We start from the raw sequence: 22,762 nt of genomic DNA on the forward strand, positions 1-22,762 counted from the left end.
CTGTGCAACATGCATCATTTCATCGACAGGCGCGCCAATCCGAAGGGCAAGAGCCTCGGGAACCGCCAGCGGTTCCTGCGGCGGGCCCGAGAGAATATTAAGGAGCGTGTCGACCAGTCGGTCCGCGGGAAGTCGATCCAAAGCGGAAGCGGTGTCCCGGACGGCGGCGAAAAGGTCACAATCCCGTCGAGGGGGCTGAAGGAGCCGCGGTTCTTCCATTCCTCCAAGGGCGGCCTGCGCCGCCACGTGCTGCCCGGCAACAAGGATTTTGTTGTCGGCGACACCATCAAACGGCCGCAAGGCGGCGCCGGGCAGGGCGGCCGCAAGGCCTCTGAGGAGGGCGATGGCGAGGACGAGTTTTCCTTCACCCTGACTCAGGAGGAATATCTGGAAATCCTGTTCGAAGGGCTGGAGCTGCCGGACCTTGTGGAAAAGGCCACGGTGGAAACCGAGACCATCGGAACCCGCCGCGCCGGCCTGACAACTGCCGGGACTCCCAACAACCTCAACCTGGTGCGCACCATGCGCAACTCTCTGGGCCGCCGGATCGCCTTGCAGCGTCCCACCACCAAGTCCCAGCGCGACCTGGAGGAGCAGATCGCCGAACTGGAGGCGCTGGACGACCGCACACCGCCGCAGGAAGACTTCCTGGAGGCGTTGCGGAAAAAGCTCGACGGCATCATCCGCAAACGCAAGGTGGTCGGCTATATCGACCCGCTGGACCTGCGGTACGACACCTTTGTCCCGGAAAAGATCCGCAACTCCCGCGCCGTGGTGTTTTGCCTGATGGATGTCTCCGGCTCCATGCAGGAGCGCGAGAAGGACTTGGCGAAACGCTTCTTCCTGCTGCTGCACCTGTTTCTGGAACGCTGCTATGAGCACACAGAGCTGGTCTTTGTGCGCCATACCCACCACGCCCAGGAAGTGGATGAGGAGACCTTCTTCTATGCCCGCGAAACCGGCGGCACCATTGTCTCCACCGCGCTGGAGAAGATGAAGGAGATCATCGAGGAGCGCTATCCGCCGGATGAATGGAACATCTACGGCGCCCAGGCCTCGGACGGGGAAAACTTCGGCAATGACTCGGTCAGGTGCAAGAAGCTGCTGCTGAACGACCTGCTGCCGGTCAGCCAGTTCTATGCCTATGTGGAAATCGTCGATGAGGCGGCGGAGATGCTGCTGAACAACCCCGAAGCAGGCGAAGACCTGTGGCAGAACTACCGCGAGGTGAAGGCGCAGGCGCAGCATTTCGAGATGCAGCGGGTTTCGCAGCCGGGCCATATCTATCCGATTTTCCGGGAGTTCTTCCTCCCCAAGGTTAAGGGAGCGCAGTATGCAGGCAGCTGAAACGGCGCGCACGCCGCTGTTCGACGGGCCGGAATGGACTTTCGAGCTGATGGAGAAGGCGCGCGACGCAATCGAGCAGATCGCGCTCGAAGACCTCGGGCTGGATGTCTATCCCAACCAGATCGAAATCATCTCAGCCGAGCAGATGCTGGACGCCTATTCCTGCGTCGGCCTGCCGCTGATGTATCAGCACTGGTCCTTCGGCAAGCATTTCGCCCGCGACGAGGCGCTGTACCGGACCGGCCGCCAGGGCCTGGCCTATGAGATCGTGATCAATTCGAACCCCTGCATCAGCTACAACATGGAAGAAAACACCATGGCGATGCAGACCCTGGTGATGGCGCATGCGGCGTTCGGCCATAACCATTTCTTCAAGAACAACTACCTGTTCCAGCAATGGACCGATGCCGCGGGCATTCACGACTATCTGGCCTTTGCCAAGAACTACATCGCCGCCTGCGAGCAGCGTTACGGCCTCAGCGCGGTGGAGGAGGTGCTGGACGCCGCCCATGCGCTTCAGTCTCAGGGCGTGTTCCGCTATGGCCGCCCGCCCAAACCGACCAGCGAGGAGCTGGTCGCCATGCAGAAGGTGCGCGAGGGCTATGAAAGCAGCCAGAGCGTGCTGGATATCTGGACCGACTCCACTCTGGGCCGGGACAAGCTGGAACAGCCAGAGGACGCCTCCTTCAGCGCGCGCCGCAAGCAGATGAACCTGCCGCAGGAAAACCTGCTGTATTTCCTGGAGAAGCACAGCCCGAAGCTGGAGCCCTGGCAGTGCGAGATCCTGCGCATCGTGCGGATGCTGGCACAGTACCTTTATCCGCAGAAGCAGACCAAGGTGATGAACGAGGGCTGCGCGACCTTTGTGCATTACTACATCATCAACAAGCTTTATGAGCAGGGCCAGATCACCGAAGGCGCCTTTATGGAGATGCTGCACAGCCACACCAATGTGGTGATGCAGCCGGAGTACGACGATCCGCGCTATTCGGGCATCAACCCCTATGCGCTGGGTTTTGCGATGATGCAGGACATCCGCCGGATCTGCCAGAACCCGACCGACGAAGACCGTGAATGGTTCCCGGATTTTGCCGGCAACCCGGACTGGCGCGGTGTGCTGCGCGATGCCTGGGCGAATTACCGCGACGAAAGCTTCATCCAGCAGTTCCTGTCTCCGAACCTGATCCGCAAATTCAAGCTGTTCACGCTGACCAATGACGCGGATCTGCCCAATCTGGTTGTCAGCCAGATTCACAACCGGGCCGGCTATAAGGCGATCCGGCGCGATCTGGCCAAGCAGTATGACCTGGCCTATCTGGAACCGGACATTCAGGTGACGGACGCGGACCTGCGCGGCGACCGGGAGCTGAAACTGACCCACACCGTGCGCGACGGCATCCACCTGGATGAAGAGGAACAGGAAGAGGTGCTGAAGCACCTGCGCCGGCTTTGGGGCTACGGTGTCAGGCTGGATGCGGTGGAAACCGCAAGCGAACACTAATTGTCAGCTGACAACTTTTGCGCGAAAAAAACGCAGGCTCCCGGGCCTGCGTTTCATCTGTTTCACATCAATCCTGGGGATCAGAATTCGACCACGGCGCGGATCGACTTGCCCTCGTGCATCAGGTCAAAGCCTTCGTTGATCTGATCCAGAGTCAGCTTGTGGGTGATCATCGGGTCGATCTCGATCTTGCCGTCCATGTACCAGTCGACGATCTTCGGCACGTCGGTGCGCCCGGACGCGCCGCCGAAGGCGGTGCCTTTCCAGACCCGGCCGGTGACCAGCTGGAACGGGCGGGTCGAAATCTCGGCCCCTGCGGGCGCCACGCCGATGATGATGCTTTCTCCCCAGCCCTTGTGGGCGCATTCCAGCGCGGTGCGCATGACCTGCACGTTGCCGGTAGCGTCAAAGGTATAATCCGCGCCGCCGCCGGTCAGCTCGACCAGATGCGCCACCAGATCGCCTTCGACCTCAGCCGGGTTGACGAAATCGGTCATGCCGAATTTCGTGGCCATTTCGACCTTGCCCGGGTTCAGGTCGACGCCGACGATCTGGTCGGCACCGGCCAGCCGCAGGCCCTGGATCACGTTGAGGCCGATGCCGCCGAGGCCAAAGACCACCGCGCGCGAGCCGATTTCCACCTTGGCGGTGTTGATCACCGCGCCGATACCGGTGGTGACACCGCAGCCGATGTAGCAGACCTTGTCAAACGGCGCGTCCGCCCGGATTTTCGCCAGCGCGATTTCCGGCACCACGGTGTGGTTCGCAAAGGTCGAGCAGCCCATGTAGTGATGGATCGGGGTGCCATCCAGCATCGAGAAGCGGGTGGTGCCATCGGGCAGCAGGCCCTGGCCCTGGGTGGAGCGGATCGCCTGGCACAGGTTGGTTTTGGGGTTGAGGCAGTATTCGCACTCGCGGCATTCGGGCGTGTAAAGCGGGATCACGTGGTCGCCGGGCTTCAGGCTGGTCACGCCTTCGCCGACTTCGACCACGACGCCTGCGCCCTCATGGCCCAGGATCGCCGGGAAGATGCCTTCGGGGTCATCGCCCGACCGGGTGAATTCATCGGTGTGGCAGAGGCCGGTTGCCTTGATTTCCACCAGAACCTCACCCGCCTTGGGGCCTTCGAGGTTCACCTCCATGATTTCCAGCGGTTTGCCGGGGGCAACCGCAACGGCGGCGCGGGTTTTGATCATGTGACTGGTCCTTCGTCCATATTCTCCGGGGCCGGGCCGCCGCAGGGCGGGACCGGGGTGAATGCGTTGCCAGCAGCAGCACCGCGGGTCTGATTGCCTCAGCGTTACATTTGCAGGCCGGCGCACGCAAGCGCCGCCTCGGCACCCTATCAGTCCCGGCGTGCTGGGCTTGGCCCCGAATGCGACGGCTGAGCAGCGGTCCGCGCCATCGGTCAAGGAAGGCAAAACCTTCGTTTTCCAGCTGCTTGCCCGCAGGCTTCCAGTTTTGGGAAGGAATCTTGCCGCGGGGTCTTGACCTTCCCCTGACTGGAACCCTCATATGATCCAGCATAGGACAAAACCGCAGGTCTCCCATGTCAGAAAACACCCGTATATCACTGCAAATCACCAACCTGAGCTGCGCAGGCTGTGCCGGGCGTGCCGAACGTGCCCTGGCGGCCGTTGACGGGGTTGAGGCGGCTTCCGTGAACCTTGCAAACGCAACCGGCCAGGTTGAGGCCGCGCCGGAGGTGAAACTGGTTCAGCTGACGGATGCGCTGCAATCCGCAGGCTATCCGGCGGCTGAGTCCGAGGTGACCCTGGCGCTCAGCGGTATGACCTGCGCGTCCTGTGTGGGGCGGGTGGAGCGGGCGCTTCTGGCTGTGCCGGGCGTGCTGGAGGCGCGTGTGAACCTGGCCAGCGAAACCGCGCAGGTCCGGTTCCTGACCGGGGCGGTCCGCGCCGCGGACCTGGCCCGCACGGTGACAGAAGCGGGTTATCCGGCGCGGCTGAGCAGCGGCGCCCCGGATGAGGCGGAGCAAGCAAGCCAGCGCAAGGCGGATGAGATTGCCGCGCTGGGGCGGCAGGTGCTGATCGCGGCGGTGCTGACGCTGCCGGTCTTCCTGATCGAGATGGGCGGCCACATCATTCCGGCGCTGCATCATTGGGTGGCGGCCAATATCGGTATGCAAAACAGTTATTTGCTGCAATTTGCCCTGACCACCCTGGTGCTGGCAGGGCCGGGGCGGCAGTTCTACACCAAGGGTTTCCCGGCGCTGTTCCGGGGCGCGCCTGATATGAATGCGCTGGTGGCGCTGGGCACCTCTGCGGCTTACGGGTTTTCGGTTATCTCCACGTTTGCGCCCGGGCTGCTGCCGGCAGGCACCGCCAATGTTTATTACGAGGCCGCGGCGGTGATTGTGGTGCTGATCCTGACCGGGCGTTTCCTGGAAGCGCGCGCCAAGGGGCGCACCGGCGCCGCCATCCGCAAGCTGGCCGGGCTGCAGCCGAAAACCGCCATGGTTGTCGCCGCTGGCGAGGCGGTGGAGACGCCGGTGGAGGAGATCGGGGCAGGCGACCTGATCCGTGTCCGCCCGGGCGAACGCATCGCGGTTGACGGCGAGATTGTCTCGGGCAGCTCCTACATTGATGAAAGCATGATCAGCGGCGAGCCGGTGCCGGTGGCGAAAGCTCCGGGCGACGAGGTGACGGCGGGCACCATCAACGGCAATTCGGCACTGGAATTCCGCGCCACCCGCGTGGGCCGCGACACCGTTCTGGCGCAGATTATCCGCATGGTGGAGCAGGCGCAGGGCGCCAAGCTGCCGGTGCAGGGGATGGTCGACCGCATCACCCTGTGGTTCGTGCCCGCGGTGATTGCGGTTGCGGCGCTGACCGTGCTGGCCTGGTCGCTGTTCGGCCCGGCGCCGTCGCTGCCGCTGGCCCTGGTGGCCGGCGTCTCGGTGCTGATCATTGCCTGCCCCTGCGCGATGGGGCTGGCAACGCCGACGTCGATCATGGTGGGCATCGGGCGCGCGGCGCAGATGGGTGTTCTGTTCCGCAAGGGTGACGCGCTTCAGCGGTTGCAGGAAGTGCAGGTGGTGGCGCTCGACAAGACCGGCACCCTGACCGAGGGGCGCCCGTCGCTGACTGCGCTGGTCTGTGCCGAGGGCTTCAGCCGGGACGAGGTGCTGCGTCTGGCCGGCGCGGCGGAGGCGCAGTCGGAGCATCCCATCGCCCGCGCCATCACGGCAGCGGCAGGCAAGGGCCTGCCCAAGGCGGATGCTTTTGAGGCGATCCCGGGCTATGGCCTGCGGGCCCGGGCCGAGGGGCGCGAGGTGCTGGTGGGCGCTGCCCGGCTGATGGTCCGCGAAGGCATTGCGCTGGGCGCACTTGAGGCTGAGGGGCAGCGGCTGGCAGAGCGCGGCGAAACCCCGCTGTACGCAGCCATTGACGGGCGGGCGGCGGCGGTGATTGCGGTGGCCGATCCGGTCAAGCCGGGCACCCCTGCCGCGATCAAGGCGTTCCATGATCAGGGGCTGAAGGTGGCGATGATCACCGGCGATGCTGCGGCCACCGCGCAGGCGATTGCCGCGCAGCTGGGCATTGACGCGGTGAAGGCGGAATGCCTGCCGGCGGATAAGGTGACCGCAATTGCAGAGCTGCAGCAGGAGCACGGCACCCTGGCTTTCGTCGGCGACGGCATCAATGACGCGCCTGCGCTGGCCACGGCAGATGCGGGCATTGCCATCGGCACCGGCACCGACGTGGCGATCGAGGCCGCCGATGTGGTGCTGGTCTCCGGCGATCTGCGCGGGGTGGTGAATGCGCTGACGGTCAGCCGCGCCACCATGCGCAACATCCGCCAGAACCTGGTCTGGGCCTTTGGCTACAACGTGCTGCTGATCCCGGTGGCAGCCGGGGTGCTGTATCCCTTCGGCGGGCCGCTGCTGTCGCCTGCGCTGGCCGCGGGCGCGATGGCGCTGTCGAGCGTGTTTGTGCTGTCGAACGCGCTGCGCCTGCGCCGTCTGAAACCGGCGATAGAGGAGGGCCAAACTGCCCGCGCAGCAGCGGCTGCAGGCGGACAGGAGGCGCGCGCATGAACATCGGTGACGTGTCCAGCCGCTCCGGGCTGCCCGCCAAGACGATCCGCTATTACGAGGATATCGGCCTGATCAAACCGCACCGCAGCGCCAACGGCTACCGCTGCTTTGCCGAGACCGATCTGCACAAGCTGGCGTTTCTGGGCCGGGCCCGGGCGCTGGGCTTCACCATCGAGGACTGCCGCACCCTGATGGCGCTCTACGAGGACGAAAGCCGCGCCAGCGCCGATGTGAAACAGCTGGCGCTGGAGCATCTGGCCAAGATCGAGGAGAAGATCGCCGACTTGCAGGCCATGCGCGACACGCTGGGCGAACTGGTCAAAGGCTGCGCAGGTGACAGCCGCCCGGATTGCCCGATCCTCAAGGATCTGTCCGGCGAGGTTTGAGCAAGCCCGGCGGGGCGCTCCCGCGCCCGCGGCTGCCCTGACGGGCCGCCTGGCGGCCTTGGGCATGGCTTCGGGCCGCTGGCCCGAAGCGGGCGCATTCAGGCGGGGCGCAGTTCCAGGATCTGGCGCGCCTGCTGCCAGGTGGCGACGGGCCGCTCGTATTTCGCGCACAGGTCTGCGGCCCGTTTCACCAGCGCCGCGTTGGAGGGGGCCAGCGTCTCGCGGTCCAGCCGCATGTTGTCCTCCAGCCCGGTGCGGGTATGGCCGCCTGCGGCAATCGACCATTCGTTGACCAGGATCTGCCCCGGACCAACCCCGGCACCGCACCACTGGGCCTCCGGCGCCAGCCGCTGCATGGTTTTGACGTAGTAGTCGAACACGTCCTTATCCACCGGCATCGCGTTCTTCACTCCCATCACGAACTGGACGTAAAGCGTGCCGGGAATGCGCCCCTCGCGGTTCATCTTCACCGCCTGGTGGATGTGCGAGAGGTCAAACGCCTCGATCTCCGGCTTCACCTCATAGGTGCGCATCTCAGAAGCCAGCCAATCCACCAGATCGGGGGAGTTCTCGTAGACCCTTGTAGGGAAATTATTGGAGCCCACCGACAGCGATGCCATGTCGGGGCGCAGGGGCAGCATGCCGCCGCGCTCGCGCCCGGCGCCGGAGCGGCCGCCTGTCGACAGCTGTATAATCATGCCGGGGCAGTGTTTCTGAAGCCCTTCCATAAGCCGCGCGAATCTTTCCGGATCCGAGGTCGGCGTCTGATCGTCATTCCTCACATGGCAATGCGCAATCGAGGCGCCGGCCTCAAACGCCTCCTGCGTGCTTTCGATCTGTTCCGCGATAGTGACAGGTACCGCCGGATTGTTCTCCTTGGTCGGGACAGAGCCGGTGATGGCCACGCAGATGATGCAGGGTGTGCTCATGAAATTCCCCTTCAAATGTCGAAAAACACGGTCTCATCTTCGCCCTGCAGGCGGATGTCGAACCGGTAGACTGCCAGACCGTCCCGCGCCTCGCGCTTGGCGATCAGTGTGGCGCGGCGGCGCTCCCATTCTATCACATTCAGCACCGGGTCTGCCGCATTGGCCTCTTCTTCGTCCTCGAAATAGACCCTGGTATTCAGCCCGACGTTGATGCCGCGCGCGACGATCCACAGATTGATGTGCGGCGCCATCATCTGCCCGCCCCGGCCCATCACAGGCCCGGGCTTCACGGTGTCAAATCCCCATTCGCCGGTCTCAAAGTCGGTGATCACCCGGCCCCAGCCGCGGAACCCCTGCTCCACCTCGCCCGGATGTTCGGGGTGGGCATAGACGCCGTCCGCATTGGCCTGCCATGCCTCCAGCAGCACGTCCTTGACCGGCGAGCCGGTGCCGTCTGTCACCACGCCCTCGACCCGGATGCGCGCGCCTTTGGCATTGGGGCCTGCAATGTCCCAGCCAAGCTCCTGATCGTAGATCTCAAACCCTGCAGCACCAGGGGCCAGGCCGATATGGACATAAGGACCAGCGGTCTGGGAGGGGGTTTCTTTCAGGTATTCCAGCTTCTGCCGCATCAGTTTCCCTCCAGCCGGTTTTCAAACAGGGTGGACCGCCGCCCGCGCAGCACGATGTCAAAGCGATAGGCGATGGTGTCCAGCGGAATGGTGGCGTTCATGTCGAGCCGGGCCACCAGCATCTCAACCGCCTCCGGGTCCGGGATGGTGTTCACGATCGGGCAGCGGGCAGTCAGCGGGTCGCCCTCGAAATAGAGCTGGGTGATCAGCCGCTGGGCGAAACCGCTGCCGAAGACCGAAACGTGGATATGCGCGGGCCGCCAGTCGTTCACCCAGTTGCGCCAGGGGTAAGCGCCGGGCTTTACAGTGCGGAAATGGTAGCAGCCGTTCGCATCCGTCAGCGTCCGGCCGCAGCCGCCGAAATTCGGGTCCAGCGCCCCAAGATAGCTGTCCTTCTTATGCCGGTATCGGCCGGAGGCATTGGCCTGCCAGATCTCCACCAGCGTCTTCGGCACCGGGCGGGCGTTTTCATCCAGCACCCGGCCATGCACGATGATGCGCTCGCCGATCGGGCTTTCGCCGGGCTGGGCGAAATTGCTCAGCAGGTCATTGTCGGTGGCGTTGAAATCGTTGTGGCCGAACACCGGGCCGGTGATCTCGCTGGCGGTGTTCTCCAGGCTGATCAGCGGGAATTTGGGCGAGCGGGTGACCGAGGTCTTGTAGTCCTGCGACAGGGCAGGTGGGTGCCAGCGGCGGTCGCGCTGATAGAACTCCCCCTCTTTCGGCGGCGTGCTCATGCGGGCTCCTCCCCTTCGGCTGCCATTGCGGCATAGGTTTCCTTGGCCAGTTTCAGCGCCTGATTGGCGCGCGGCACGCCGGCATAGATGGCCACATGCTGGAAGGCCTCCTGCACGTCTGCCTGGCTGGCGCCGGTGCGGGCGGTGGCTCGGATGTGCATCGGGATCTCAGCGAAATTGCCGGTCGCTGCCAGCAGCGCCAATGTCAGCATCGACCGTTCCCGCATGGAAATCCGGTCCGACGCCCAGACCGTGCCCCAGGCGGCCTCAGTAATCAGCTCCTGAAACGGCTGGTCCAGCGCCGTCTTGGCGGCCTCGGCGCGGTCCACATGGGCGTCGCCCAGCACCCTGCGCCGGACTTGCATGCCGCGGTCGTATCGGTCTTGCGTCATTGCGGTCTCCCTTTGCACAGGAGTATCGCATACCGCAGGTGATCTGTATAATCCCCAATCAGGCATGAAATGATACCTGTGGTGATATGAGACTTTCGTCCTCTTTGAAGCTGCGCCATCTTGAAGTCTTCGTTGAAGTCGCCCGCAAGCTGAGCGTCACCCAGGCGGCTGAGGCGCTGGGCATGACTCAGCCCGCTGTTACCCGGGCGCTGCGCGAGCTGGAGGCGGTCTGCGGCAAGCCGCTGGTGGAAAAACACGGCCGCGGCATCCGGCTCAGCAGCTATGGAGAGCTGTTCCGGGATCATGCGGGGCGCAGCCTGGCGCTGGCGCGTGACGGGGTGGCGCTGCTGCAGGGTCTGGGGGAGGCGGAGGGGCCGCAGGTCTCCATCGGGGCGCTGCCCACAGTGGCAGCGGATCTGGTGCCCGACACGCTGGCGCAGCTGCGCGCAGGCAGGGCGCCGGGGCGGTTTCTGGTGATGTCCGGCGGCAATCAGTATCTGATCGACCAGCTGCGCCGCGGCAGCCTGGATGTGGTGGTCGGCCGGCTGCCCGCGCCGGAAACGATGGCCGGGGTGGAATTCGACCCCTTGTACCGCGAGCGGGTGGCGGTGGTGGTCGCGGCAGGCCACCCGCTGGCCGGGGCTGCCCATCTGCCGCCCGCGGTGTTTGAGGATTACCCGGTGCTGATGCCGTCGGAAGGGTCTATCATCCGCCCTCTGGTCGAGCGGATGTTTCTGGAGCAGGGGCTGGCGTTGCCGCGCTTCCCGGTCGAGACGGTCTCATCTTCCTTTGGACGCCGCTTCGTGCTGGCGCATCAGGCGGTCTGGATCATCAGCCACGGCGTGGTGCGGCCGGATCTGCAGGCAGGCACCATGACCGCGCTGCCGGTGAACACGGACAGCACCTTGGGCCCGGTTGGCCTGTGCACCCGCCGCGAGCACCGGCTGACCGCTGCCGCGCAGCGGTTTTGCGCCGCGCTGCGCAGCCATTGCGCCGCTCTGGGGCTGGTTTAGCGCCGCTGCTGGCCGGTCTGGCAGGACTGCGGCAATGCAGGCGTTTGCGTTGCTGCGGCCATGCCTTATAATTCATCAAATGGAATATTTGCATTTGATGCAGTCTGACTGAAGCGGGAGGAAGGGCGATGGCCTTAAGCAGACGGAATTTCGGCCTGGCGGCTGCGGCGGGGCTGGCTGCGGCGGCGGCACCGGGATGGGCGCTGGCCCGGATCGAGCTGGGGGCCAAGAAGATTGAAACGCTGTCGGACGGCCACCTGACCCTTCCGCCGGAGTTCATCTTTGGCGGGCTTGACCCAGAGGCGCTGCAACCGCTGCTGCACCGCTACGGGATCGGGGCGGGGCCGCTGATGCCAGAGGTCAATGTCACCCTGCTCAGGGGCGAGGGCAGGGTGGTTCTGTTTGACGCAGGCTCCGGGCCGGGGTTTCAGGACAGCGCGGGCAAGCTGCCAGGGGCGCTGGAGGCCATCGGGGTCGCCCCGGAGGAGGTAACCCACGTGGTCTTTACCCATTGCCACCCGGATCATCTGTGGGGGGTGCTGGACGATTTCGATGAACTGCTGTTCCCCGAGGCGGCCTTTCTGATGGGGCAGGATGAATGGGATTACTGGTACGATCCGGACACGGCCGCCAGCATCGGCAGCAGCCGCGCTGCCATGGCCGCCGGGGCGCGCCGCCGGATGGAGGCGCTGGAGGACAGGGTGCAGCTGTTCGCCGATGGGGCGGAAATCCTGCCCGGCGTTGCCGCCCGCGCCACCCCCGGCCACACGCCGGGGCATATGGCCTTTGAAGTCCGCGGCGGCAGTGAAAGCGTCCTGATCCTGGGCGACGCGGTTGGCAATCACCATGTCAGCTTTGCAGAACCCTCCTGGCCGGTCGGTTCGGACCAGGATCCGCAAGCGGCGGCCGCGACGCGCCTGCGCCTGCTGGATCAGCTGGCCGCGGAGCAGATGCGGCTGATTGGCTATCACTTGCCGGGCGGCGGCATCGGGCGGGCAGAACGGTCCGGCAGCGGCTACCGCTTCGTTGCCGGGGAGTAGGGCAGGGCTGTTTCGAGCGCCGCCTCAGGCCTGCAGCCGCCAGATCTCCTCTTGCTCCTGGCCGCGGGCACCCTCTCCGGGGGCCGCGGCTTGGGTGCGGAAGGCGCCGATGGCGCCAGCCATGGCCTGAGCTTCCTTGGACAGCCCCAGGCTGGAGGAGGTGACCTCCTCGAACAGGGCCGCGTTGCGGGTGGTGGCGTCGTCGAGATTGGCCATTGCGGTGTTGATCTCCTGCAGGCTGCCGGATTGTTCCGAGGATGCCTGGGAAATGGACTTCATAAGGTCGGCCGCGCTGGCGACAGAGGCAGAAATGTCGCTGATCGCCGCGCGGGTCTGTTCGACCAGATCGGCGCCAAGCTCGACATTCTGGCCCGCTTCCTCCACCAAGGCGGCGATTTCCGTGGCGGCCTCCTTGGACCGGTGCGCCAGCGTCCGCACCTCCGAAGCGACCACGGCAAACCCCTTGCCGACATTGCCTGCCCGGGCCGCCTCGACGCCGGCGTTTAGCGCCAGCAGGTTGGTCTGCTGGGCAATTGCCTCGATCATGCCGATGATCCGGGAAATCTTCTCGGAGCTTTCCTTGATCGCCTCCATCGCGCCGTAGGTCCGCTTGACCACCTCAATGCTCTCATTGGCGTTCTGGCGTGCCGCCTCGACCGAGGCGGAGGCCTCTCCCGAAGCCTGTGCGGTGCCGGCGATGGAAACCGAAAGCTGGTTCACCGCCGCCGCGGTTCCGGCCAGGGTTTGGGCAGTGTGCTCCGAACGTTCGGAGAGGTTGCGGGACGCCGAGGAAATTTCGGTGCTGCCGCCGGCAATCGACTGGCCGCTGGCGCTGAGACTGCTCACCGAGGCCTCCAGCTTCTCCAGCGCCGCGTTGAAATCGTCGCGCAGCTTGGCATAGCCTTCGCCCATTTCGCCGCGGATGCGGTAGGTCAGATCGCCCTGCGACAGCCGTTCCAGACCGCTGCCGATGGCCGTAACCGCGGCGGTCTGCTCGGCCAGGCGCGCATCGCGCTCAGCTTCGGCTGCGGCCTCCACTTCGGCCTTTTGCACCAGCCCGTCGCGGAACACCGACAGCGCCGTGGCGATCCGGTAAATTTCATCGCTGGAGCGCTCGTAACCGGTCACCGGGCGCAGATTTCCGGCGGCCAGCCGCTCAGTTGTGCCGCTGATATCGGCCAGCGGGCGCAGGATCAGGATCCGGGTCAGAACCAGCGCCGCCAGAAACACCGCCGCCGCCACAGCCGCCAGGATCTGCAGCTGCCGCTGTGCTGCGGTCACGTCGCTGGCAAGCCCGTCCGCGATCGAGGCGATTTCCAGCTGGCTTTCGGCGCCGAGCGCGGTCGCCTTGCCGGCAAATTCCAGCACGGCGTCCACGGTGGCCTGCGATGCGGTGGCAGCTTCGGCCGCAGCCTCCAGCGCCGCGGCCTTGAACACCGGCAGGCCTTGCGAGGGATCGGCAAGCGCGATCATCCCTTCCAGTTCCTGAGCAAACACCCCGTCATTGAACCCGCTGTAGCCCGCCAGCGCAGCGGCGGCGTCCTGCAGCGGTCCGGCAGCGGCCCGGGCGGCGGAAATCTCATGCGCTGCGGCCATGTCCAGCGCCGCAACCTGAAAGGCGCTGATCCAGCCGTTGATTTCCAGAAGCTGCTGCAGCACGCCGACCTGGTTGTCCAGCAAGCCCTGGATGGCGGTGCGGTTGTCGGCACTGGCCTGGGTTGCTGCGACCGACAGGGTGAATACCATCCGCTCCATCGCCTGCGTCAGCGGGCGCACACTGGCGTTGCGGGCGGCCAGCACCTCCTTGCGGCTGTCCTTCAACTCCTTGCGGCTGGCCGTCAGAGTATAGCGGAACAGCTCCACCGACTCGCGGACCTTTTGCACCCGGCCGGCGTCCAGTCCCAGCTCTTCGAGCCGGCCCAGCACCGGCTCCAGCCGTTTCAGCGCGTCTTTGGCCATTTTCTTGAGCGCCCCTTTGGTCGGGACGTCGCGCACATGCCCCAGTGCCAGCGCCGCGCCGGACAGGATGCTGATGTCCGCGCGTGCTTCCAGCAGCGTTTGCAGTCCGCCGAATTGCTGCTCCACCAGATCGTTCAGGACCTCATCGACCTGGATGATGGTCTCTTCGCCGCCGTCCATCAGGCTGTTGCGGGCTTCGGAGGCGACCATGACAAGCTTGTCCTGCACCGCCTGGCTGAGGGTCTGCAGGCGGGCGGTCCGGGTGTCGATTGCAACCTGGTTGGCGAAGGCGCCCTTGCGCGCGGCAATCAGGTTATTGAGCCGTTCAGCAGCGGCAGCGGCCTCCGGTGCGAATTGGGCCTGCTCCCCTGCGGGCAGCCCGGCGACCGTGCTGTTCAGATGCGCGATGGCGGCGGCGGCCTTTTCCTCGGCCTGGGCCAGATCCTCAACCGATCCGGCCTGCAGAACGCCGATCATCGTGTTTTTGGCTTGGCCTGCGGCATTTACCAGGCGGCTGCTCAGCTCCAGCTGCGGGACTTTCTCTTGCGTCAGAACCTGCATTTCGCGGCCGGTCTGCGCAAACACCAGTGTGACCAGGATGCCGCCCACGGCGCAGGCAGCGCCCATCGTCATCAGGATCAGCGTGATCTTGGCGCCAATACTGGAAAACAGCCGGAAACGGCGCCGCGCCGGAACGTCTTTTTCAATGGTCATCGTCTCACCCAATGCATCCGCCCGCTTCTATCTGAACCCGGGCCAGTCATGGGGCACCCCGCTGGCGCGCGGGACTGGTCAGGGATTGCAGGTGCAAGTCCGCCCGCCTGCATATTTGTGCTAGAAGGCCAGAAAGACTCTAAAGAAAGCATGAGCAGGCGCGGGAAAGTCCGTTGTATTTTACCGGCCGGCAGCGGCGCGGCGGTGCCGGAGCAGATGACCGCAAGCGTCTTGGGGCTGCGCCTAGGCCGGGTCCGAGAGCCGCCACACAGCATGCAACGGCAGGTTAGCGGCATCCGCCACCGGACGGTACCCGGCCAGCGGATCGAACACGTGGCGGATCCGGCCGCCCTCGCGGCAGGCGGTAAGCAGAACCGGGCGGCCGTTGACCTGCTCACTGGACACCGAGACCGGTAAGGTGCCGGTGAGCCAGCCGCCATAGCTGACGGTGCCGTTGCCGCTGCGGATGACAATTTCGAAATAGTCCAGCGCCGCCATGCGGAATATCAGGTCCGGGGCCCCTTCCGGACTGCCGCCAAGATGCCCCACTGTCAGCTCTGCGCCGATCAGATTGCTGGCCGAGTAGCCCCAGCGGTGCATGAAGCCGTCCACAATGTCGAGAATCTCCTGTGTCCGTTCCTCGGGCCGGACCGCCGGCCCGAAGCCCGAGAAGCGCCGTTCAAATTCCAGATGTTCGCTCACGCCCTCTCCCTGCGCCGCCCTTTGCGGGTCATTGCCGGCCCGGCCAGCCGCCGGGTTCTACCGGATGCTAACACGTTTATCCTGGCCTTTCGGCAAAAGATGTGGGCCAGATGCGCATTTCCCAGCGTCACCCGGCAGCCGGGGCTTGGCGGCGCCCGGCCAGGGTTACTCCGGCACCCCGGCCTGCCGCAGGGCAGAGGCCCATTCCGGTCCCGCAGGGCTCATCGCGGCGGGGTTGTCACGCTGGAATTGCGACAGGCAGAACTTCGGCGCGGCCTCCAGCAGCTTCTGCACCGTGCTCCGGGCCTCGTCGCCCCGCCCGGACATCTGCAAGGCAATCGCCTTGGAGCGCAGCGGCACCGGGAAGGCGCCCTTGGCCTCCAGCGAGCGGTCGGCCAGTTCGATCGCGCGGCCGTAATTGCGGGCCGACAAATGTGCCAGGGCCGAAATCGCGTCAAAATAATAGCACTGCGGTCCCAAGGGGGTCAGCTGCCGCGCCGCATCTGTCATTTGCACCGCCGCGTCCGGCATATCCTGGTACGCCAGCGTCGCCCCTTTGAGCAGCAGCGCCAGGGCTTCGTTCGGGTTGTCGCGCAGCGCCAGGTCATAAGCGTCCTGCGCCAGGTCGAACCGGAAGGTCAGGTGGCTGGAGATGAGCCCCTTGAGGGTGTGGGCCAGTGAGAACGCGGGCGCCGCGTCAATGGCCGCGTCCGCCATCCTGCTGGCAAGACGGCTGTCCTCCTCCCGGTTCGGCGACAGCCCCTTTTCCACCCGCATCACATGCCAGAATCCCATCCAGGTCAGCGGCAGCGCATGGTTCGGCTCGCGCTCCAGCAGATGGGACAGGATTTCATGCGCGCGCTGAAATTTGCCCGCGTCCATTTCCTGCATCAGTGAGATCGCCGCCATCAGCAGCACATGGCTTTCCAGCGCCTTCAGCGGCTTGAACCCGGCCAGCCGGACCGCCTCGCCCGCGGCGGTCTGGCCGATCTGCAGCGTCGCGTTGCGCAGGACGGAGCTGCGCCCCTCCATCAGGCTGCTCTTGCTGCCGTCAAAGCTGCGCGACCAGATCACCTTCTCGCGGACCGCATCATGCAGGTCTATTTCGGCGCGGAACCGGCCGCCGTCGCTGGTGACCGTTCCCGAAATCAGGTAGTCGACCCCCGCAACCGAGGACACCTCGGCCGGGCGCACCTTTTCCGGGTCGAACTGGCGTGAGGCGAGGTAGGACGTCACCGAGAAAGCCCAGCTGCGCGACAGGTGCCGCGACAGCTCTTCGGACATCAGCGATCCAAGCGGCGCATCCGCGGCCCCCGGCGACCGGTGAACAAAGGGCAGAACCGCAATCGAAGGCAGCAATCTGTCCAGGATCACCCGCCCCGGAGCGGCACCAGCCTGCGGCACCGGGTGCGCGGAACTGCGGGAAAACTCCGCTCGGGTGTCCGACAGCCAGCTATTGAAGACGGATTCATGAGGCAGCTCAAAACCTTCCATGAATTCCGAACTGCCAGCGCAGCTGTCCAGCTCCACCCGGGTCAGGTCCAGAATGACCCGTTCGCGGTTGGCAAACAGCAGCTTGGCCGCCTCCGGCCCCAGGTGCCGCCGCAGCGTCGACAGCGCCGTGCGCAGGCTGGCCTTGGCCTGCTCCGGCTGTGCCAGGCACCACAGTGTCTTCTCCAGAAACGCCCGCGTCCGTATCCCTCCGTCGGCCGTGGACAGCAGCGACATCAGCGCCTGGTGCTTGGCCCCCAGCTGTACGTTTTCCCCTTGCGCATCAAAGACGCCAAAAGCTCCAAACCGGCAAATCTTGAGAAAGACAGTCATCCGTCAACCCCACTGAACGATTGTTGCATCTAATATTAAATCACCATCATATTGCATTGCCTTAATTTGTTTTGCAATTACTGATTGTAAAATATTGAAGGGGAGGTTCAGCACGTTGCATCAGCAGCAAGCCTGCGTGCGTTCCGGCATCATAAGTGACCTTGCGTCACTCTTCAACCGGGCACTGTGTAGGCTGTTCAGGCCGCCTTGCTGCAGCCTCGCAAGGCGGTTTGCCGCTGTCTGAAGTTTGGCGGCGGCTACGCACGGTATGCGTGCAATTTCTGCTTCAGCGCGTAATTCCGGGCCGGATCGTGCGGATGCAAACCCCGCGACCTGATCGCAGCGCGGCGGAAACGGCGGAGGAGTTGGCGGGGCAGAAGGGCAGTGTGAATTTTCCCTCGCCAAGGGCGCGGCCATGGCCAAGTCCCGCACTCTCTGCAGCGAAACCGTCTTTCAGGCAAAGGGGGTGGGAATCAACTGTGCTGTCGGCCAGAACATCTGATCGAGGGGTCGGCGGCGGATAACAAGCGCGACGACTGGGATCATTGGGCGAACGGTGTGGACTTCAGCTTGCTCTAACCCGTGGCGATGGCCTCCAGCGGTATACTGGGGGCCTCCCGACCCACCCTGGGCACCCGTTCTGAAGCCGCTAACAGTACGCCAAAACACTGGGGCCGAAACCGGGGGCCTTTTCGGGGCTAACGGGTGCTTAGTTTCTTTTGTGAGAGGCCGATGGCTGGGGTGGTAGGATTCGAACCTACGGTACACGGTACCAAAAACCGCTGCCTTACCACTTGGCTACACCCCATCGGTGAGGCGCTGTCTAAAGTTTGTTGCGGGGGCGTGCAAGAGGGTTTTTGAAAAAAAATGCAGTTCTTCTCTAAAGGCCCGCAAATAACCTGCCAGCAGGTCTCTGAAGGACCTTGCAGCCAGAGGGTGCCGGGCAGGAAACGGAAATGAATATAAGGAGTTGCCAGCCCCTGTGTGATGGGTTTCGGGGTGTGCTCCGGTCCCGGGAGCGGTGCCATTGGGGCGGGAAGGGCGGGGTGCGGCCAGAGAAATGCGGCGCCGGCCCCATCATGGGCTGGGGCCGGCCGCGGCCGCTTCAGGAGCCCCAAATGGCCTGATGCGCTTCCTCGCCGCTTTCGAAGATATGCGGCTGCACACTGCGGCTGGCGAGTTCGCCCTGCATCTTCAGCCGCATGAAGGCGCTGGTGGTGTAATGAGCGATCGAGGCACTGTTTGCCTCCAGCTTTTCGCCGACCAGGGCGGCATAGTCGTCCTGCAGATCCTCGGCGATGCGGAAGCCGTTCTGGTTCATCACCATGTTCACGTCCCGGCCGCTCCGGGCGAAGGCGTCCTGCAGCACGCGGGCCAGATCCTCGGCGTCCTGCTTCTTGCGGACGCTCCAGCCCTCGAGGTTGACGAACATGGTGTGGCGGGCGGCGTCATAGGTGACGCGTTCGGAGAGATTGAGGTTCAAGAGGTCGTTCATCAGCCCCATCGGCTCCTCCCGGAAGATGCGCGCATCCATCAGGGCGACGTTTTCGATGATCGGCCTGAATTCCATCTGATCCAGGATGTCGCGCTGCAGGTCTATGCCGGGAGCGATCTCGATCAGCTCCAGCCCCTTGGGGGTCAGCTGCAGCACGCAGCGTTCGGTCACGTAAAGAACCGGCTGCGAGCGCTGCGAGGCGTAAGGCCCGGAAAAGGTGATCTGTTCGATCAGCCGCACGAATTTCTTGTTGCGGCCTTCCTGAACGATGCGCAGCTCGCCGTTTTCCACAGCAACCTTCAGCCCGCCCGCAGTGAAGGTGCCGGCAAAGACCACGGCGCGGGAGTTCTGCGAGATGTTGATGAAGCCGCCGCAGCCGTTCAGGCGGCCGCCGAAGCGGGAAGCGTTGACGCTGCCCTCGGCGTCGCATTCGGCCATGCCGAGGCAGGTGAGGTCCAGCCCGCCGCCATCGTAGAAATCGAACATCTGGTTCTGGTCGATGATGGCGTCAGCATTGGCCGAGGAGCCGAAGCTGGAGCCGCCTGCCAGCACCCCGCCAACGGCGCCGGCCTCTGTGGTCAGGGTGATGTAGGGGGTGGCTTTTTCCTCGTTGGCCACGGCGGCCACACCGTCGGGCGCGCCGACGCCGAGGTTCACGGCACCGTTGGGCGGCAGTTCAAAGGCGGCGCGGCGGGCGATGATCTTGCGCTGATCCAGCGGCATCTTGGGGATGCCGCCCAAGGGCACCCGGATTTCGCCCGACAGCGCCGGATTGTGCTGCACGCCGTAGTTCATCCGGTGCATCTCCGGGTCATCGGCGACACAGACGCAGTCCACCAGCAGGCCGGGGATCTTCACGTCTTTGGGTTTGATCGAGCCGTCCTCGACGATGCGCTCCACCTGGGCGATGACGATGCCGCCGTTGTTGTGGGCCGCCATCGCCTGGGCCAGGCAATCCAGCGTCAGCGCCTCGCGTTCCATGCTGATGTTGCCGGAGCGGTCGGCGCTGGTGCCGCGGATGAAGGCAACGTCGATCTTGGTGGCCTTGTAGAACAGCCAGTCTTCGCCATCGACCTGGACGTATTTGACGATGTCTTCTTCGGTCACCTTGTTGACCTTGCCGCCGCCGTGGCGCGGGTCGACATAGGTGTGCAGTCCGACCTTGGAGAACAGGCCGGGCTGGCCCGCGGCGCAGGCGCGGTAAAGCTGGGAGATCACCCCCTGCGGCAGGTTGTAGCCGCAGATCTTGTTTTCCTGCGCGGCCTGGGCGACCTTGGGCATGCGGCCGAAATTGCCGGCAATCACCCGCCGCAACAGGCCGTCGTGATGCAGCCGCCCGGTGCCCAGCCCCTTGCTGTCGCCGGCGCCGGCGCACATGATCAGGGTCAGGTCGCGGGGGGCGCCTTGGTCCAGAAACCGCTTTTCCAGCGCCGCGTGCAGCATCTCCGGGATGCAGCTTTGCACGAACCCGGTGGTGGTCACGACATCCCCGTCCCGGATCAGCGCCATCGCCTGTTCGGTGGTGGTTGTCTTGTCTTTCATGGCGGCGCGTCCTCCCCGATGCCGGTTGCCGTCCGGTCAGGATCGGTGTCCTGACGGCGGGATGATCGGGAATGTTAGGCCCGCGCGCAGGCGCGCCTGTCCTTCGATTGCGTCAGCGGACCGGGGACCTGCGACATCGGCCGGCGCTGGCTGGCGGAAAGTTTCCGATCGGCGCCTGTAATTTCCGCGCCGGGGGCTTTTTGTATACTGCGGCCGGCTGACGGGCCTAGAAAAAGCTTGCCCCGGCGTCCTGCCAGTCGCTTAGCGTGATGCCTTCGAACGTCACAGAGCAGCCGTCCGCGAACGCAAAGACCAGCCCGTCGTCCGTGTCCATCGCCTGTGCGCTCCACGAATGCGGGCCGATGATTTTGGTCCGGTCGACGCCAAGCTCGAAGTCGGTAATCGTGTCCGCGCCTGATTTCCGGGTGTTGAACACGAAGCAGTCCGCGCCCTCACCGCCGGTCAGCACATCATTTCCCTTGCCGCCGGCAAGTGTGTCGTTTCCCGTGCCCCCTTCCAGGGTGTCGCGGCCTGATCCGCCCCTCAGAACGTCATTGTGGCTGCCGCCTGACAGGAAGTCGGCTGCGCCGCCGCCCTTCAGCCTGTCCGCGCCGCTGCCGCCGTCCAGGCAATCGCTGCCCCGGTTTCCGGCCAGGATGTCCCTGCCGCCGCCCCCTTGCAGGTCGTCATCACCGGACTTGCCGGAGAGGACATCCGCACCCTTGCGGCCAAAGATGAAATCCTGCCCGGAGCCGCCGCTGAGAACATCATCGCCGGCAGTGCCCGCGATCCTGTCCATTGCGGCAAAGGCATCTTTTTGCAGGTTCTGAACATCAGTATTGCGCAGGATAACGTCTGACAGCGTCGTGTCCCAAAGCGCCTTCAGCTCGTCTGCCGGGATGCCGTCGCGGCCCTCGCTCCAGAACGGGTCGCCATCGCGCAGCCGGGTAAATTGATCAATCATGACAAGCGAGAACGTCTGCCCCAGCAGCCCGCTGCCAAAGGCGTCCTCGGCCAGGCCGCCGATCCAGGCGTCCACCAGATCTGTATCGCCATAAGCCTGTTCCAGCTTGGCGGCCAGTACAGCGTCGGAGGTAATGTCAGAGAAGCGTTCCGCACGCGGCAGGCCCAGAGCCTCGCGCAGCTCATTATAGCTGGCCACGCCCATGTCGCGCCCGCGCTGGATGTTCAGCGCCGCCAGATCCAGCCCGCCCGCGCCCGGCGGCCCGAACAGGAAGGAGCGCACGTCCTCCACCACCTTGGTGTCGATGGCTTCGGAAGTCTGGGTGGCCGCCCCGCGCAGGACATTTTCGACCATGCCATTCTGGCTGACCAGATGCGGCTGAAAAAACGCATCGCGCAGCGCCAGCGGGTCCAGCTGGGTGCCGTTTTCGGTGACCCGCTGCAGGTTGGCCGACAGCAGGGTGTGCCCGAGCCGGTAGACGGCGCTGGAGAATTCGATCGCAATCCCCGGGTTCACATCCGGGTCATGGCCCTGGTAGGCGCCAAAGGCATTTTCGCCCAGCAGGACCGGCAGAAACTCCTTGAATGTGATGGCTTGCACCAGCGCCTCGACCCGGGCGCGGGCGGCCTCAAACAGCTGATCATCCGTCAGCGACGGATCCCTTGCCGCCAGCTCCTCGACCAGCCGGTTGTGCTCGCGGGTGAACAGCGTGTGCATCGAGGTCAGGGCAACGTTTTCGGCAGCGCGGACATCGCCGGTCAGGAAACCGTCGCCTTCGAGGTTCAGGAAATGATCCTCGGTCATCTTCAGTTTGCCGCCTTCGCCCCGCATCGCGGCGACCATCTCTGCGGTTGAGCCATAGATCATCGAGGCGTCGATGCAGGCGGTGATCTCATTGAGGAATTCCCCGTCGTGCTGTTCCACCCGGGTGAACGGAATGATGGCGGTGCCGGTGCCAAAGGGATCGAAGAACGGATCGCCTGCCGGAACTTCAATGTTCGCACGCACGCCGCTTTCGGTGCCGGTCAGTGACAGGTCATGGTCTAGGAACTGACCCCAGATCCAAAGAAAGTCTGATGCTCCGGCGGCATTCGCCGTTTCTCCGGTCTGGGCTGACAGTATGTTGGACAGTTCGCGCGGGTTCGGCCGGTCCCCACCCGCCATTTCGCCATCCGGCCCCAGCCCGCTGTCCGCCAGTCTCAGCAGTTCCGTGCCGGTTGCGCCCCAGTCAGGATGGTCTGGATTTGCGGACGTGCCATCGGAGGGCCGTACGGCCCCAATCTGTAAACTGGACATGTGATCCCCCAATCACTCGTAAAAAAACACTGTCACCGGAATTGCCGTCGCGCGGCCCGAAAGCGCTGTGCCCCCCGTGCCGCCGAACGCCGATATCCCCCGCACATGCACCCCTGCGCGGACTGCAGGTTTCAGGTAGTGCTTCACGATTTCGTGTCAAACCGTGTGATCGCGTGATTGCGCGGCGCGGGCAGGGCAAGGCTGCCAAGGGGCAGCTGCCGCACGGAGCGGG

Annotated in this window: 16 protein-coding genes and 1 tRNA gene; 6 read left to right on the forward strand and 11 right to left on the reverse strand. The window is 64.8% G+C overall.

The genetic code is table 11. The features are described from left to right. Positions 1-9 precede the first annotated feature (9 nt). Positions 10-1,347 carry a YeaH/YhbH family protein gene (locus tag R2C4_RS03680; RefSeq protein WP_058287727.1) on the forward strand — a complete coding sequence of 446 codons (1,338 nt, stop codon included), beginning with the start codon at positions 10-12 and terminating at the stop codon, positions 1,345-1,347. Next, positions 1,334-2,848, forward strand: coding sequence for a SpoVR family protein (locus R2C4_RS03685; RefSeq protein ID WP_058287726.1), 1,515 nt, complete (start codon positions 1,334-1,336; stop codon positions 2,846-2,848). The genes R2C4_RS03680 and R2C4_RS03685 overlap by 14 nt, the downstream gene beginning before the upstream one ends. Positions 2,849-2,928: 80 nt before the next feature. Here the strand turns inward: R2C4_RS03685 and R2C4_RS03690 are convergent, their stop codons facing one another. Beyond that, a complete protein-coding gene (locus R2C4_RS03690) occupies positions 2,929-4,041 on the reverse strand; it encodes an S-(hydroxymethyl)glutathione dehydrogenase/class III alcohol dehydrogenase (RefSeq protein ID WP_141892028.1) in 1,113 nt (370 codons plus the stop codon). 356 nt (positions 4,042-4,397) lie between these two features. Between R2C4_RS03690 and R2C4_RS03695 the strand changes: the two genes are divergently transcribed. After that, complete coding sequence (locus R2C4_RS03695) at positions 4,398-6,905, forward strand: heavy metal translocating P-type ATPase (RefSeq protein WP_141889633.1); 2,508 nt, start codon at positions 4,398-4,400, stop codon at positions 6,903-6,905. Further along, positions 6,902-7,291 carry a Cu(I)-responsive transcriptional regulator gene (gene cueR / locus R2C4_RS03700; protein ID WP_058287724.1) on the forward strand — a complete coding sequence of 130 codons (390 nt, stop codon included), beginning with the start codon at positions 6,902-6,904 and terminating at the stop codon, positions 7,289-7,291. Before R2C4_RS03695 ends, cueR begins: the two co-directional genes overlap by 4 nt. A gap of 98 nt (positions 7,292-7,389) precedes the next feature. Here the strand turns inward: cueR and R2C4_RS03705 are convergent, their stop codons facing one another. Genes R2C4_RS03705 through pcaC form a run of 4 tightly spaced genes read right to left on the reverse strand, consistent with a single transcriptional unit; the run spans position 7,390 to position 9,981 of the window. After that, positions 7,390-8,220: a 3-oxoadipate:acetyl-CoA acetyltransferase gene (locus R2C4_RS03705; protein WP_141889634.1), complete on the reverse strand. Its 831-nt coding sequence runs from the start codon at positions 8,218-8,220 to the stop codon at positions 7,390-7,392. A gap of 11 nt (positions 8,221-8,231) precedes the next feature. Further along, a complete protein-coding gene (pcaG, locus tag R2C4_RS03710) occupies positions 8,232-8,852 on the reverse strand; it encodes a protocatechuate 3,4-dioxygenase subunit alpha (RefSeq protein ID WP_141889635.1) in 621 nt (206 codons plus the stop codon). Next, the gene (gene pcaH, locus R2C4_RS03715) at positions 8,852-9,589 is read right to left on the reverse strand and encodes a protocatechuate 3,4-dioxygenase subunit beta (protein ID WP_141889636.1); all 738 of its coding nucleotides are present in this window, start codon (positions 9,587-9,589) and stop codon (positions 8,852-8,854) included. Before pcaH ends, pcaG begins: the two co-directional genes overlap by 1 nt. Continuing rightward, entirely contained in the window at positions 9,586-9,981 is a 396-nt protein-coding gene (pcaC, locus tag R2C4_RS03720) for a 4-carboxymuconolactone decarboxylase (RefSeq protein ID WP_141889637.1), read from the reverse strand. The genes pcaH and pcaC overlap by 4 nt, the downstream gene beginning before the upstream one ends. 86 nt (positions 9,982-10,067) lie before the next feature. Between pcaC and pcaQ the strand changes: the two genes are divergently transcribed. Both pcaQ and R2C4_RS03730 read left to right on the forward strand, forming a co-directional pair. Next, a complete protein-coding gene (pcaQ, locus tag R2C4_RS03725; protein WP_141889638.1) occupies positions 10,068-10,994 on the forward strand; it encodes a pca operon transcription factor PcaQ in 927 nt (308 codons plus the stop codon). Positions 10,995-11,122: 128 nt separating this feature from the next. Further along, on the forward strand, positions 11,123-12,034 hold the full coding sequence (locus R2C4_RS03730) for an MBL fold metallo-hydrolase (protein ID WP_141889639.1): 912 nt from the start codon (positions 11,123-11,125) through the stop codon (positions 12,032-12,034). A 24-nt stretch (positions 12,035-12,058) separates the two neighbouring features. On the opposite strand, the gene R2C4_RS03735 is transcribed toward R2C4_RS03730, so the two are convergent. The 6 genes from R2C4_RS03735 to R2C4_RS03760 form a co-directional block, all read right to left on the reverse strand. After that, a complete protein-coding gene (locus tag R2C4_RS03735; protein ID WP_141889640.1) occupies positions 12,059-14,707 on the reverse strand; it encodes a methyl-accepting chemotaxis protein in 2,649 nt (882 codons plus the stop codon). A 243-nt stretch (positions 14,708-14,950) separates the two neighbouring features. Next, positions 14,951-15,409, reverse strand: coding sequence for a hypothetical protein (locus tag R2C4_RS03740; RefSeq protein ID WP_141889641.1), 459 nt, complete (start codon positions 15,407-15,409; stop codon positions 14,951-14,953). Between the two features lie 165 nt (positions 15,410-15,574). Further along, on the reverse strand, positions 15,575-17,233 hold the full coding sequence (locus tag R2C4_RS03745; RefSeq protein WP_141889642.1) for a transcriptional regulator: 1,659 nt from the start codon (positions 17,231-17,233) through the stop codon (positions 15,575-15,577). Positions 17,234-17,966: 733 nt separating this feature from the next. Beyond that, positions 17,967-18,041 (reverse strand) — tRNA-Gln (locus R2C4_RS03750). Between the two features lie 297 nt (positions 18,042-18,338). After that, positions 18,339-20,270: an acyl CoA:acetate/3-ketoacid CoA transferase gene (locus R2C4_RS03755; RefSeq protein WP_141889643.1), complete on the reverse strand. Its 1,932-nt coding sequence runs from the start codon at positions 20,268-20,270 to the stop codon at positions 18,339-18,341. Between the two features lie 226 nt (positions 20,271-20,496). Continuing rightward, complete coding sequence (locus R2C4_RS03760) at positions 20,497-22,530, reverse strand: peroxidase family protein (protein ID WP_141889644.1); 2,034 nt, start codon at positions 22,528-22,530, stop codon at positions 20,497-20,499. Positions 22,531-22,762 lie beyond the last annotated feature (232 nt).

Source organism: Leisingera aquaemixtae (assembly GCF_006740765.1).
Classification (GTDB): domain Bacteria; phylum Pseudomonadota; class Alphaproteobacteria; order Rhodobacterales; family Rhodobacteraceae; genus Leisingera; species Leisingera aquaemixtae.